10 protein-coding genes are annotated in these 13,947 nt (G+C 43.9%); 3 read left to right on the top strand and 7 right to left on the bottom strand.

The window, feature by feature from the left end; translation table 11 throughout:
* Nucleotides 1–78: 78 nt before the first annotated feature.
* Nucleotides 79–2,061 carry an acyltransferase family protein gene (locus tag ACOV1R_RS06435; RefSeq protein WP_003644006.1) on the bottom strand — a complete coding sequence of 661 codons (1,983 nt, stop codon included), beginning with the start codon at nt 2,059–2,061 and terminating at the stop codon, nt 79–81.
* A gap of 421 nt (nt 2,062–2,482) precedes the next feature.
* Nucleotides 2,483–3,472 (bottom strand): biotin--[acetyl-CoA-carboxylase] ligase, encoded by a 990-nt coding sequence (locus ACOV1R_RS06430; RefSeq protein ID WP_003644005.1) that lies wholly within the window; start codon nt 3,470–3,472, stop codon nt 2,483–2,485.
* A gap of 454 nt (nt 3,473–3,926) precedes the next feature.
* Here ACOV1R_RS06430 and ACOV1R_RS06425 point away from each other — a divergent pair, with 454 nt between their 5' ends.
* A complete protein-coding gene (locus ACOV1R_RS06425) occupies nt 3,927–4,835 on the top strand; it encodes a proline-specific peptidase family protein (protein ID WP_003644004.1) in 909 nt (302 codons plus the stop codon).
* Between the two features lie 121 nt (nt 4,836–4,956).
* Here ACOV1R_RS06425 and ACOV1R_RS06420 read toward each other — a convergent pair whose 3' ends face one another.
* The 4 genes from ACOV1R_RS06420 to ACOV1R_RS06405 form a co-directional block, all read right to left on the bottom strand.
* Nucleotides 4,957–6,717, bottom strand: a complete 1,761-nt coding sequence (locus tag ACOV1R_RS06420) for a thiamine pyrophosphate-binding protein (protein ID WP_003645796.1) — start codon at nt 6,715–6,717, stop codon at nt 4,957–4,959.
* 331 nt (nt 6,718–7,048) lie between these two features.
* Nucleotides 7,049–7,897, bottom strand: a complete 849-nt coding sequence (locus ACOV1R_RS06415; RefSeq protein ID WP_021357244.1) for an FAD synthetase family protein — start codon at nt 7,895–7,897, stop codon at nt 7,049–7,051.
* Between the two features lie 140 nt (nt 7,898–8,037).
* Nucleotides 8,038–9,777: a pyruvate oxidase gene (spxB, locus tag ACOV1R_RS06410; RefSeq protein WP_003641101.1), complete on the bottom strand. Its 1,740-nt coding sequence runs from the start codon at nt 9,775–9,777 to the stop codon at nt 8,038–8,040.
* A 616-nt stretch (nt 9,778–10,393) separates the two neighbouring features.
* Nucleotides 10,394–11,701 carry an NCS2 family permease gene (locus ACOV1R_RS06405; RefSeq protein WP_003644001.1) on the bottom strand — a complete coding sequence of 436 codons (1,308 nt, stop codon included), beginning with the start codon at nt 11,699–11,701 and terminating at the stop codon, nt 10,394–10,396.
* A 279-nt stretch (nt 11,702–11,980) separates the two neighbouring features.
* On the opposite strand from ACOV1R_RS06405, the gene ACOV1R_RS06400 reads away from it, so the two are divergent.
* Nucleotides 11,981–12,142 carry a hypothetical protein gene (locus ACOV1R_RS06400; protein WP_003641099.1) on the top strand — a complete coding sequence of 54 codons (162 nt, stop codon included), beginning with the start codon at nt 11,981–11,983 and terminating at the stop codon, nt 12,140–12,142.
* Nucleotides 12,143–12,356: 214 nt separating this feature from the next.
* Here ACOV1R_RS06400 and ACOV1R_RS06395 read toward each other — a convergent pair whose 3' ends face one another.
* Complete coding sequence (locus ACOV1R_RS06395; protein ID WP_003641098.1) at nt 12,357–12,842, bottom strand: MarR family winged helix-turn-helix transcriptional regulator; 486 nt, start codon at nt 12,840–12,842, stop codon at nt 12,357–12,359.
* A 156-nt stretch (nt 12,843–12,998) separates the two neighbouring features.
* Here ACOV1R_RS06395 and ACOV1R_RS06390 point away from each other — a divergent pair, with 156 nt between their 5' ends.
* Nucleotides 12,999–13,808 (top strand): LicD family protein, encoded by an 810-nt coding sequence (locus tag ACOV1R_RS06390; protein WP_003641097.1) that lies wholly within the window; start codon nt 12,999–13,001, stop codon nt 13,806–13,808.
* Nucleotides 13,809–13,947 lie beyond the last annotated feature (139 nt).

Raw genomic sequence — 13,947 nt, 5'->3', positions numbered from 1 at the left:
CAGGTCGGACACCACCACCTGTCCGGAACTAGCCAAAAAAAGTTCCAGCTTACCATCAACGTAAGCTGGAACTCATCTTTAATTGTTATTAACTTCGGCAATGCGGTTCGCAATCAAATTCGTTAACTGGCGATTACCAGTCGTATTTGGATGAACATTGTCATCTGCAAACCAACCACTTTGATTCTGCGCACGACCATGCCAATCGATAACATGCACGTTCGCATGCTTCTTAGCAGTCTTGGCAATTTGAGCATTGACCTGATTTTGCCAACTCTGTGTTGGGACGTGGGCCGTTACCCAGAAAATCTGACGATCCTTACCAATCAGTTTAACGACTTGTTCAGCTTGATCATCCGTAATTGTCCCGTTAGTCCCAATGTTCAATAGGACGTTATGGGCTAATTGCCCTTGCGACTTCAGCGAATTAATGATTCCAGGAACTTCCGTCACTTGACGACCAACGCGACCTTGAACCACCGTACCCGGGATAACATCTTGAAGATCGGAAGAAACATCCAGTAACACCGAATCCCCAATGGCTGTCAGATCCGTATTGGCCATCGCTAGAACAACTTGTGGCTTCAAATCGTATTCCTTTTCCACCTGCTTCTGCTTCGAGTTCAACTTCGCTTCAGCCTGCTTGGTCTGCATCTTTTCAGTCGCAACCTTCTTGCTTGAAGCAGCCGCTGCCTGGGCAGCTTTTTGCCGTTTGAGCGCCGCCGCATTCTTCTTATCAGCCGCTTTAGAGTTAGCTGCAATCGTCTTTTGTAATTCAGTCTTCTTGTTAGCTTCCGCTTTACTTGGCTGTTGAACGAAACCAACCGCCGTAATAACGAATAAGACCGTGGTCAAAGCGACAATCGCAGTGGTCACGCGGTTAAACTTCGGTTTGCGGAGGAAATCTTTGAAGTCGACCAATAACCGACTGTAATCATAGTGCCGCATTGGATTTTCAATAAACCGATAACTCAATTCCGTCACGATCAAAATTAAGGCAACTTCAATCAAACTATTGAGGAGTAAATGATCACCAATGTTTTTAACTTTAGTTTCGTAGAAAATCATCACTGGGAACTGGTAGAGATAGATCCCATAACTACGTTGCCCAACGTACTTAAACAACGGATTCGTCAAGACGCGATTGAGATGACTAGCCGGGTGGGCCACCGTTGCAACTAACACTGTTGATAGGACTGTGAATAGTAACATACCGCCACGATAAGTGAAATCAGATTGACCGGACATCTGGAAAAACATCCAAATAATTGCAATTAGCGAAGCACCGCCTAAGATATCCAGTGTCACTCGATTAACATTAGCAATGTCCGCCGATAATTCCCGTGATGGCCAGATAAACGCAAGGCCAGAACCTAACAATATTGCAAACATCCGCGTATCAGTTCCGTAGTACACCCGATTCGTATTCGCTGGATCATACAACATTGCCATGGTTATCGCTGAAATACCCGCAGCAATCATCATAAACCAGAAGACCCGTGAACGCTTCTTGAAGATGACCATCAAGATACCAATCACTAATGGCCAGAATAAGTAATATTGTCCTTCAATTGAGAGCGACCATAAATGAGTGAACGGTGATTCACCATTGAAACGGTCAAAATAACTTTGACCGTGATTGATTTCAAACCAATTATAGACGTAGACTAAATTCGTTAATACAGTAGCCCGAATGTTCGTCAATAATGACCGTTGAAACAGCGTAATGTAGGCTGTTGTCCCTAACAACATCGTCACGAATGCTGGATATAGCCGCCGCATCCGGTGTCCGAGAAACCGCCATATCCGGACATGCCCCCGACTCAAAATATCTTGTAATAAAATATCCGTAATCAAATAACCTGAAACGACGAAGAAGATCGGAACTCCCAAGTAACCTCCTTGTAGTGAGGCCGGCATCAAGTGATAGATGATGACACCCAGCACCGCCAATGTCCGGATACCATCAAATCCGGTGATATAACGTCTTGGATTCATCCGGTGTCGATTCATCCGACTCATTGTTCGGCTCATATTTACGCTCCGCAAATTTTCATTCATATTCCTATTACCCCTTGAATTGTCTCTACAAATATTAACTAACCCACCAGTGCTTCGGTACCTTTACTATAATATGTAAATGACCGCATTGACCAGCATTATTTAAACTTCATTAATTATTTTTATTAACCACTTTATTCATTATGCTGATTAAACACATATAACCCCGAACTTAATTACAATATAAATAAATCAAACGTGAGTCTATTAATCCATCCGTTATCATTCCTATGTTATCAACAATTTAAGGTTGATTCGACGTACCAAACAGCTCAATTAATCAAATTGAAATTGATTAGCACTACTTGTGACTAACTTCTACTATACAACAGTATGAACCAGTAAAACATTGAATCAGAAATCATTTTAAAAGATTGACGCGATTCGTTCGGTAACTTGATAAATTGATTTTACAAACTTGCTAGCCATGATAACCACCGGACAAGAGGTTCACCTTAGTAATCTCACCAGAACTAAAATGACGACTCTGACCAGTCTCTAATTTGACGACTAACGCCCCGTGTGCATCAATATCCGTGACGACTCCACGATACTTTTGCGTTCCGCTCTTCAACTCGACCTGTTGATCGATCACCATGGAGAGTTTCCGATAAGCGTCCATGAAAGTCCCACTACGATAAGTCCCATAGCTATTGAAAAAACGCCGCAGTAGCTCACAAATCACTTGATTGCGCGTCACACCATTTGGATTGGCAACGACTGCGCCCGCTTTGTGCGCTAGTAGCGCTGGAAAAGCTGTCGTTGTTAAGTTAATGCCAATTCCAATAATGACTGCTGAAATTTGCCCCGTTTCAAGACTAGTGATGCCTTCTGATAAGATACCAACCACCTTGTGATGATTGACTAACACATCATTGACCCACTTTAATGAAACGTCAACCGCAAACAGCTGTTGCAGCGTCTGAGCAACGACTACCGCAGTACTCGTTGTCAACAAACCAGCGTCTAACGCCTTCTGGTCACTGAGTGGTAACCCAATGCTCATGTAAATTCCAGTCTGTGCTGGCGAATAAAATGCCCGCCCCGACCGACCGTAACCAGCAGTTTGCGTATCCGCAACCACGATTTTCGGAAGTGCTAAAGGTGTCTGCGTGACTAACCGCCGTAAATAGGCATTCGTTGAATCAACCGTTGGTAGCACGGTCAAATCAAACGGTGGTAACGCTGTAAGCGCGTATTCAATCACCGGCGCACTCAATTGATTATTGGCCACATACCGATAACCTCGCCCATGCCGGCTCTCAATAGTATGGCCCGCCGCTTGCAATCCTTGCACTAATTTCCAAATAGCCGTTCGACTGATTGCAAGTCGTTGTGCCAACCAGTCACCCGAACAGTACGCGGGCGCCGCTTGGATTAACAAGCGTAAAACTGCGACTTGATTTGCCATATCAATCTCACCCATCTCTAATTAGTTAACCCATTATTTCATATTGGTTAACTAACCGCAATTGAATTTAAAGAATGTAATATTACATCTTTCTGTGCTGAGCAGTTTACTTATTATCGCTGAAAATGTAACCGCTTGTCAAATCAATTGTGTACAATCGGTCACAATACGACTGAAACTTGGTCTATCAGTCGTACCGACCAGCATAATAACTAGTATAAACCAAATTCAGACTAAACGGCCCGTTCTAATTATTATTTTTATATCGTTTCGACCGAAGTCCCCTCCCATACTCAGCTACTATGACGTTAACGTACTGATTCAGTTAATTAGCGAACACGACCTTACCAATTATCTACTTAATGCAATTCTTTATGATTGCCTAGTCTCTTTGACCCTGCTTAGTTAACAGTGGTAAGATAACAATTAAAATATGAAGAAATTAGGTGATCATTTGAAACAAGGAACGACAATCATTACGCTGGATAATGGCTACCATTTATGGACGAATACTCAGGGCAAAGGCGACATTCAATTATTATGTCTACACGGTGGCCCTGGTGGCAATCACGAATACTGGGAAAACTTTGGTGAGGAACTGGCAGATTTAGGCGTCCAAGTTTCAATGTACGACCAATTAGGATCCTGGTATTCGGATCAACCCGACTACTCAGATCCTGAAATTGCTAAGAAATATCTCACCTACGACTACTTCTTAGATGAAGTTGAAGAAGTCCGACAAAAACTAGGACTCGATAACTTCTACTTGATTGGTCAGTCTTGGGGCGGTGCCCTCACAATGATGTACGCGCTCAAGTATGGTCAACACTTAAAAGGCGCCATTATTTCAAGTATGGTCGATAACATCGAGGAATACGTTGTCAACGTTAACAAGTGTCGTGAAGAAGCCCTACCGGCTGACGCTGTTGCTTACATGAAGCAAAAGGAAGCGGAAGGCAACTGGAATGATCCCCAATATCAGAAGTACGTGGACGTTCTGAACGCTGGCTATGTTGACCGCAAACAACCCACTTCAATTCGCCATTTGATCAACACCACTGCCACTCCTGTATACAACGCCTTTCAAGGTGATAATGAATTCGTTATCACTGGGAAGTTAAAGGAATGGGATATTCGCGATCAGATTCACAACATTAAAGTGCCGACCCTGTTAACTTTCGGTGAACACGAAACAATGCCATTAGCTTCGGCCCGCCGCATGGCTCGTGATATTCCTAACTCACGCTTAGTAACGACGCCAAATGGTGGTCATCACCACATGATCGACAACGCCCCCGTCTACTTTGACCATTTGAAACAATTCATTCGTGACGTGGAAGATGGCAGCTTTAATCAAAAATAAATCCTAACTGAACAACTAAGAAGCCGCCAGTATCAGGTCATACCCGATACTGGCGGCTTTTTAATAATATTAGGTTAACTGAAGCTTTGCCCAGTGGTCTAACTAGCCCTTCAGGCTTTAACTATAGCTGATCACCCTGTGCTCGTAGTAAGGCGCCTAATGATGGCTGTTCCTTAATATCAATGTGGTTGGCTTTGGCATAAGCGTCAACTTCTGCTTGACCATATAATTCAGGATCTAGTGGCATGTAAGCTGTGCCAATTGGATCATCATTCTTGATGACCGCGTTCACAACGATTGGCCGCTTGTTGCCCTTCGCTTGGAGCGCCTTGATTTGGTCAAAGACGGTTTCGACCTCTTGATTATTTTGAACAGTAAAACCAATCCCACCAAGGCCATCTGCAACTTTGGCCCAGTCGGCATCCGTTAGATCAACACCATACAAGTGTTGCTTCGTATCAACTTGCTCACGATAGATGAAACCAAACCGTTGATTACTGAAAATCACGTTAATAACGGGCAAGCCGTAACGTGCTTCCGTGATAATATCTGGCGCTACCATCGCAAAGCCACCATCGCCTGAGAAACTCCACGCTTGGCTGTCTGGAACACTTAAGGCACCAGCCATCCCAGCAGGTAGTCCAAATCCCATGGTTGCGAAGAGGCCAGATAAGGCAAAGCGTTGCTCCTGATCCATTGGGAGCCCCCGGACAGCCCACTCGGAGACGTTACCGGTGTCGACCCCGTAGGTATCACGAGGGCCGACCATACTAGCAACTTTGTGCATGACCGCTTCCGGCGCTAGTCCATCATGGTCGTCAGCAGCCAATTGTTGGAGCCACTTATCCCAATTACGTTTATTTTGCCGGTTAGTCGTTAACCACGCTGTTTCAGGTAACGTTTCGCCAGTTGCAATCATCGCTTGCAAATAAGCTTGGGCGTCACTGATGACGGCGTAATCGATTGGGACCATCTTGCCGATATCAAAACTGTTATTGTTGACCTGAATAATCTTAATCCCCTTAGGCCAAAAACTAGCAAATGGAAATTCAGATCCCAGGAACAAAATCAAATCAGCGTGTTGGAGTGCTTCGAACCCCGATTTGGAACCCAACCGGCCAAACGTGCCAATTGCATTCGGGTGGTTCGTTGGAATAACCCCCGTCGCTGGGACGGTGTTCATGACTGGGATATTAAATTGTTCACTAAACTTGACCAGGTCTGCCTTAGCACCAAGAAGACCCCGACCAGCGTAAACTAATGGATGCTTAGCTGCTTTTAGCATCTTTAACGTTGCCGTAATAGCCTGAGGATCGACCCGTTGTTCAAACGTATCTGAAACGGTGTTAGGCGTCGATACCGGCTGATAATCGATTTCTTCCGCTGAGAGATTTTCAGGAATGATAACGACTGCCGGTCCCTTTTGCCGGTATGCTTCACGAATCGCTTGGTTAATGACATATGGTAATTGTCCGGCCGTCGTGACAGTGCGGTTATACACCGCCACGTCACTAAACATTGGAGTCTCATCCATTTCTTGGAAGTAATTCGTGTTCATCGTCGCTTGTGGCACCTGTCCGACAAGTGCTAATACAGGAACGTGATCCATCTTGGCATCATACAAACCGTTGAATAAGTGCGTTGCACCAGGACCCGCAGAACCAAATGAAACGCCGATTTTGCCTGTAAACTTGGCATCTGCCGAGGCTGCTAAGGCCCCCACTTCTTCATGCCGTACTTGAATATAATCAATATCGGCCTTTTCAAGGTACAAACCTTCAACGGTATGATTGATTGAACCGCCGGGAATCCCGTAGATGTGGTCCACACCCCACGCCTCTAAAACCTTAACTAAAGCTTGTCCTGCAATCATCTTTGTCATCACTATTCATCCCTTCGACTTAGAACCAATTTGTCTGCTTGGTTCAATTCATTTAACAAACGTATTATAAATCGCTTTCAATTATAAATGCAATTAATATGCTTACTTTTCGTAAGTGAAATTACAAGTACACAAAATGAGGCACCATTCAGCGCCAATTTTGTGTTTATCCGATTATTTCATGTGAAACTATCTATGGACTAGAAAAATAGGATCAAGCACACACCCGATACTCAGTTTTATCAAATATCGCTAACGATCTAGCACGAACAACTTACCGACGTGACGACAATCAAAAACCACCCCATCAAACAGATCAGGGTGGTCTACATTAAGCTTTACTATATTGTGATTGTTGATGCTGGGCTGAGACAGAACTGACCACTTGCAAAGCACGCTGCTGCCACTGAACGTCCACATCTAATACCGTGATTTCCGGTGGCAACTGGTATGGCGAAATAATTTTTAATGTCGTGGTGACTCGCAGAATGACTGCCTGTCGATAATTAGCGCTAACTAACCAACAATGATAATCACCGGCCGCTGGTAACTGCTGTTGCCGATTTGCAAGTTGGATCGTTCTAGTCAACGGATCGAATGTCGCCTGTGTCGCGTAAGTGTACCCCAATAAATCATTAGCTTGTTCAATCTGCCCCCGAGCAATCAGCCCCCGGATCCGAGTAGAACTGACTTTAAGCTGCTGATTAGCCAAGCGATCCACCGTGACCGTTTCAAAGTACGGGGCGCCCAATTCCGCGAGTTCGCGCATCCCATTTGCGCCACCCTGCCCGAACGTATAGTCAAACCCCGCCACAACGACTTGCGCATTCAACCCGACAAGGTAATCCTTAATAAACGCAGTCGGTGTCAAGCCAGCAAATTGGTGGTTAAAATCCGTAATATATAGTCGGTCCACCTGTAGCGCCGCCATATGTTGGCTTTTTTGCGCGACGGTATTCAGATACCGAAAAGTGGTCTGGGACTTAAACAGTTGTGACGCGTGTCGATTGAACGTCATCACAGCGAGTGGTAAATCACGCTGCTTCGCAATTCGTTTCGCTGTTTGAATCACGCGTTGGTGGCCCTGATGCACACCATCAAAGAAACCTAAAGCTAATACCAGTGGCGGTTGTGGTGCCAGCATCTTTAATCGATGGGCATCTAAATTGATTACTTGCATCTGTGCGACCTCCCGAACGTTCACGTAGTGTTCTCTACAGCTTGGTATGTTGTCACCGCCACAATGGCAAGCGACACTTAATACTATGTACCAAAAGAGCCGCGATAATCGCGTCCTCTTTCGTTAATTATCTATCCAAATTAGTTTGTTTGAGCTTGTTTTAAGAAGTAGCTGAACGGCTTCAACGCTTGAGCATCATACTTCTTGACAAATTCAGCAATCTTGTCTTTATCTTGCCATGCGTCATCGAGATACATATGTTCCGTTGTAAATGGCATTGCATGCGTTAACTTCACATCAATGACAACTGGCTTATCCGTCTTCTTAGCGTCTTCAAGGGCTTGCTTGAATTCAGCCTTGGTCCGAACGGTATAACCAACGGCACCATAGCCTTCGCCAACCTTGGCCCAATCAGTATCTGGCAAATCGACACCAGAGAGTGGTTGATGGCTATCATCAGTCTGTTCAGCTTCAATAAAGCCTAAGGTCTCATTACTGAAGACAATGTTGATAATGTGCAAGTTATACTTAACTTGTGCCAAGATTTCTTCTGACAGCATTGCGAAAGCGCCGTCACCGCTCAAACTGTAGACGTCCCGATCTGGGTAGTTGACTTTAGCAGCCAGTGCAGCAGGAACCCCAAAGCCCATTGTTGCATAAATCCCAGAAGTTGCCCATTTCTGGTCATCGTGCATTCGGATCAAGCGTTCAAAGTTAATATTAACATTGCCGACATCGATAGCCCAAACAGCTTTGTCACTAGCTTCTTGGTTCAAGACATCAAAGATTGGTTCGGGGCGAACTGGTGATTCAGTGCTATCGTTGAAGCTGGCTTGCCATTTGTCCCAGTTCTTTTTATCAGCAACCGCAGCGTCATAAAAGGCTGAATCATCGCGCGCTTCACCAGCTGCATTGATCGCCGCTAAAGCTTTTTTCGCATCCGCCTGAATAGCAACGTTCGTATGGTGGCGCTTACCAAATTTTTCACTATCAATATCGATTTGAATGACCTTAGCCTTCTTATTAAATAAGAAGATACTGAATGGAACATTGTTACCAACCCAGAGAATTAGATCCGTACTAAAGCCAATCTCGGCACCCGGCTTAGGTGCGACCCGTCCCGTGGAACCTAAGTAAGCGGGATAGTCGTCTTCAATGATCCCCTTCGCTAATACTGAAGAGACAAGTGGCATCTTAAACTTTTCAGAAGCAGCTTTTAATTCTTCAGCCGCGTCCTTAGCGCCAACGCCAAAGTAAATCATTGGTGACTTAGCAGCTTTGATTAATTTAACCGCATCAGCAACTGATTCAGCGGTTGGTGCAGGATAGTTAACAGTGTGCACGCTAGCGTTCGTTTCAAAGTTGTCTTCAATTTCAGCCCAACCAAAGTCCTTAGGGATCGTTAAGACAGCTACACCATTGTGAGCATACGCTTGACGAATGGCTTCATCAGTCATCATCGGTAAACTCTCAGCAGTCATCGCAGTCCGATTCCAAACAGCGACATCGTCAAAAATCGGTTCTTCATTCATTGCTTGGAAGAAGTCCATGTTCATCCGCTTAGTAGGAACTTGTGCAACGATTGCTAACATTGGAATACCATCTTCCTTAGCATCGTACAATCCGTTCAGTAAGTGGACAGCACCAGGGCCAGCGGAACCAAAGCAGACGCCGATCTTTCCAGTTAGCTTATAATCAGCGGAAGCGGCAATCGCACCAGCTTCTTCGTGACGTACTTGGATGTACTTCAACGTTTCCCGTTGATTATAGATGGCGTTCATCGTTGAATCGAACGACCCACCGGGCAAACCATAAATATGTTTTACGCCCCACTTCTGAATTACTTTTAATACGGCATCTGAACCACTAATTTTAGCCATTAGTAATGTCCTCCTCTGATATATTTTAATTATCAACTTTACGACTTTATTGTAATCACGAATTTTTAAAATGTAAACGCTTTTATCGATAGATTTTATCTATCATTGAAAATTTCGCGAAACTTTCTATGGTTTACAAGCGTTAACGACGGGCTTTGGAGCGTTTTTAATTTTTACAAAAAAACGTATTTTTTTGTATTTTTATATTTTGTATTATTTTCGACACCGGTATACCACCTTAACCACCGTACTAATTGTGTATTTGTCTTATTAAATCGAATTGGTACGGGTACATCCCCACTCGTTACGCTTGCCCCGCTTAGCAAATCTCGGCCGATTGACTGCTCATGAGCTAGTTTCAAGATAGTTTTTGATGACGACGCTTACATTTCAATGTTTATCCTAACTTTCTGATTATTTCACCTTCCCCTTCTATCACTTGAATAACTCTAGTATAGTCACCTCCAGAGCAAACCAACTTGATGCTCATCAAGTTTTAGCCCATTTCACGTCAAAAAAGACTACCAACGTCATGTGCGTCAGTAGTCCGTTTAGAATTAAGTCATTTAAATTATCTGTAACTGGCCAATAACGTCGAGCTGACCATCTTTAACTGTCAGACATTTAATATCCACAAGAAGATAATGAAGATGAAGAACAGCACGTACATTAATGGATGAACTTCCTTGGCATGCTTAGTTGCGACCATCGTAATGACGTATGCAATGAAGCCTAAGGCAATCCCATCAGAAATACTATAAGTCAACGGCATCCCGATAACAGTTAGAAATGCGGGTACGGCAATTTCAAACCGTTCCCAACTGATCTGTTTTAAAGATTCTGCCATCAACACACCCACAATAATCAATGCAGGTGCAGTAACTTGATCCGTCACGACGTTTAATAACGGTGAGAAAAATAATCCAAGAATGAATAGCGCACCAGTAACAACTGCACTCATCCCAGAGCGACCACCGACCGCAATTCCGGCCGAAGATTCAACATAAGCTGAGGTTGGTGAGGTTCCCAACACTGACCCAACTAACATCGAAGTTGAATCGGCCATCAGCGCTTTACCAACCCGCGGCATTTTATTATTTTTCATGAATCCAGCCTGTTCTGCCAATCCAACTAGCGTTCCGGCCGTATCGAAGAATGTCACTAATAAGAACGTCAAAACAACAATAATCAATTGTAACGAATTAATATCACCAATATGACCAAGCGCCACACCAAACGTTGGTTTCAACGAAGGTGCTGCCGAAACAATTGTGGATGGCATCTTAATCAAGCCAGTTGCTAGCCCTAAAATGGAGGTTAAAACCATCCCGATAAAAATCCCACCGGGAACTTTGCGACTCATCAAAATCAACGTGACGATCAATCCAAAAATAGTTAACCAGGTCGTTCCAACTGTCAATGATCCCAGACCAACAACCGTTGATTTGTTGGCAACAATTAAGCCACCACCATGAAGACCAATAAAAGCAATGAAGAACCCGATCCCCGCCGAAATTGCTAACTTCATATCCCGCGGAATCGCATCAATAATCATTTCCCGGAGCTTAAAAATCGTAATCAAGATAAAAATCACGGCTGCAACGAACACCCCAGCCAGAGCAGTTTGCCATTTAATGCCCATTCCGATAACTACGGAATAAGTAAAGAACGCGTTAACGCCTAATCCTGGTGCAATTGCTATCGGGTACTTAGCAACTAACCCCATCAATAAACAGCCTAACGCTGACGCTAAGGCCGTCGCGGTGAAGACGGCGCCCTTATCCATCCCCGAAGCCCCGAGGACGCTCGGATTAACAAATAGGATGTATGCCATCGAAACAAACGTGGTCAAGCCAGCCAGCACTTCGGTTCGCATTGACGTTTTCAATTCTGAAAAATTAAAATATGCCGCAATTTTATTCATGATTCCCTCCAAATATTCGTCTAAATTATAATTGCACAATTGTAAACGTTCGTGTTTTAGCGTTCTTTTAACGTATTTAATCGTATCATTTTGTTTATTTAAAAGCAATAACCGAACGCTAAATAATTTTGAATCTGTTTAATTGCGATTTTCAATTTTAATGAGCCTGCGGTAGAATGAAATTGATAAAGCGTGTTCATTGCCTTAAAACCGCTCTTGGTCCTCACGACCCTCAGGCAAACAACGCGTCACGATTCTCCATACAAAGGTGTGATTTAAATGGCTGGTTCCAAAATTACGGCAATCTTCTTTTTAATCCTCTACGCTGTCCTACTCTACTTGGTCTTCACAATGCAGAACATGTTAGCCATGTACTTAATGGCTATTGGGATGTTTCTTGAAGCTTGCGAAGGGGTTTACCATAACTTTTTCAAGCATTGAGCGCTACACGTATCACAGTGAAGCAAGTACGCCCATTTGAGTGCTTACTTTCTATGAAACGACCCTACTTTAGTACAAGTGTTTTTATTCAATGGGTATTCGTAACAAAACAGACTTCTTAAGAATTGTGACAATTCCTAAGAAGTCTGTTTTTGACTAGCGACCAAAATAGTTGCTCATCAATACTAATTTAGTGGTTAGTCCCATGTACATCCTAGTGTAGAACGGGGTGTGACTGTGGCTCACCGAGGTCCGTGACCTGCTGGCTAAAGGTCCCCATCATCTTGAGCACTTGATCAATCTGTGGTGCGCCCAACTGGTTGACCCAGTGATCAAAGTGCTGGGTAATGGCTTGGTCGACAATCCGTTCGACTTGTTGTCCCCGTTCTGTTAAATGTAAGTAGAGCCGCCGCCGATCACGCGGATCTGGCACCTGAAAAACATAGTGTTGCATTAACAATGATTTGACTTGCCGTGAAATCGCGCTTCGCGTTACTTGTCGCTGAATTGCAATATCATTGAGTGTCACTTCATCAGTCGTGGCAATGCGCCGCAATATTAAAAATTGTTCAAATGACAGTTTATTTTGACTTAAAGGCCAAGCTACTAAGTCCATCATAATTTTGGTTGTATTTTGATATGCTTCAAAATAATCATTGAGAAGTTTGCTTAATTCGTCACTGTTCATCGCGATCACCATCACTTCATTAACTTTTGACCAAATATAACACGCCTTTAACTGTTTTGCATGAAATTACCCGTAAATTCCAACGTTAAGCATCCTCCCTAACAATTTTGTGCAACAAAGTGTATGATGAAAGTAGTTGAAACGCTTACGTAAAAAGGAGACGAGACCATGCCCCTGACACCCTTACACCAAGTTGAATTGCGCTTGATGCGTACCGTCATCGCAATCTGTGAGGCTGAAAATATCGATTACTTTTTGATCGGTGGTTCTTTACTCGGTGCTATTCGTCATCACGGATTTATTCCGTGGGACGATGACATCGACATTGGAATGCGCCGTCATGACTACCAGCGCTTTATCGCCGTCGCCAACCACCATCTTGATCCAAACAAGTTTTTCCTACAAACCGGTGCCTCAGATCCGGACTATGCACTCAGTTATATGAAGCTATTAGACGTAAATACTTACATTGAAGAACGCAACAACGTCAATAATGCGTTTAAAGGCGTGTTCGTTGACATCTTTCCGTTTGATAAGATTCCAGATGACGAAGCCCTACGTCGTTCACAGATGTTACATTACAAATTAGCAGACGCTGCGATCCTGCTCAAATTGAATTACCGCTTTGTCAAAACACCACTGCGCAACTTGATTACGAAACACACACCTCAGCAATTAGCTGAAGTCAATCGCTATAAGCTGGAACGTGAGGAATACATGCGCCTGTACGAGCAGTCAGACTCCCGAACTTACAAAAATCTGGCGTCTCAATACGATTACGAAAAGGAAATTATGACCTATCAGGAATTGACCGAGCTAACGACCGTTCCATTCGAAGATATCCAAGTGAAGATTCCCAGTGCGTATGACACCATTTTGACCCGGATGTATGGTGATTACATGCAGCTGCCACCAGCTGATAAACGAGTTGAAAAACATCTGAACAAACTAATTATCGATAATCACGAAATCTTATAATATCAACTAGCGTGGTTCAGGCATACTCGTTACGGCTGAACCACGCCTTTTTGGTATCTTGGATCAAACGTGCCAAGTTAGGTTAGCGTTCGCTACCGCTGAAACCGGGGTAATCACCACATCAACCACCTAACTAGTA

The organism is Lactiplantibacillus sp. YT640, from assembly GCF_049745435.1.
Classification (GTDB): domain Bacteria; phylum Bacillota; class Bacilli; order Lactobacillales; family Lactobacillaceae; genus Lactiplantibacillus; species Lactiplantibacillus plantarum.
This window is presented reverse-complemented; position numbering and strand designations above follow the sequence as displayed.

Excerpts from the sequence above, each read along its gene's own strand:
- ACOV1R_RS06435 (WP_003644006.1), bottom strand. The coding sequence starts at position 2,061 with ATGAATGAAAATTTGCGGAGCGTAAATATGAGCCGAACAATGAGTCGG.
- ACOV1R_RS06430 (WP_003644005.1), bottom strand. The coding sequence starts at position 3,472 with ATGGCAAATCAAGTCGCAGTTTTACGCTTGTTAATCCAAGCGGCGCCC.
- ACOV1R_RS06420 (WP_003645796.1), bottom strand. The coding sequence starts at position 6,717 with ATGACAAAGATGATTGCAGGACAAGCTTTAGTTAAGGTTTTAGAGGCG.
- ACOV1R_RS06415 (WP_021357244.1), bottom strand. The coding sequence starts at position 7,897 with ATGCAAGTAATCAATTTAGATGCCCATCGATTAAAGATGCTGGCACCA.
- spxB (WP_003641101.1), bottom strand. The coding sequence starts at position 9,777 with ATGGCTAAAATTAGTGGTTCAGATGCCGTATTAAAAGTAATTCAGAAG.
- ACOV1R_RS06405 (WP_003644001.1), bottom strand. The coding sequence starts at position 11,701 with ATGAATAAAATTGCGGCATATTTTAATTTTTCAGAATTGAAAACGTCA.
- ACOV1R_RS06400 (WP_003641099.1), top strand. The coding sequence starts at position 11,981 with ATGGCTGGTTCCAAAATTACGGCAATCTTCTTTTTAATCCTCTACGCT.
- ACOV1R_RS06395 (WP_003641098.1), bottom strand. The coding sequence starts at position 12,842 with ATGGTGATCGCGATGAACAGTGACGAATTAAGCAAACTTCTCAATGAT.
- ACOV1R_RS06390 (WP_003641097.1), top strand. The coding sequence starts at position 12,999 with ATGCCCCTGACACCCTTACACCAAGTTGAATTGCGCTTGATGCGTACC.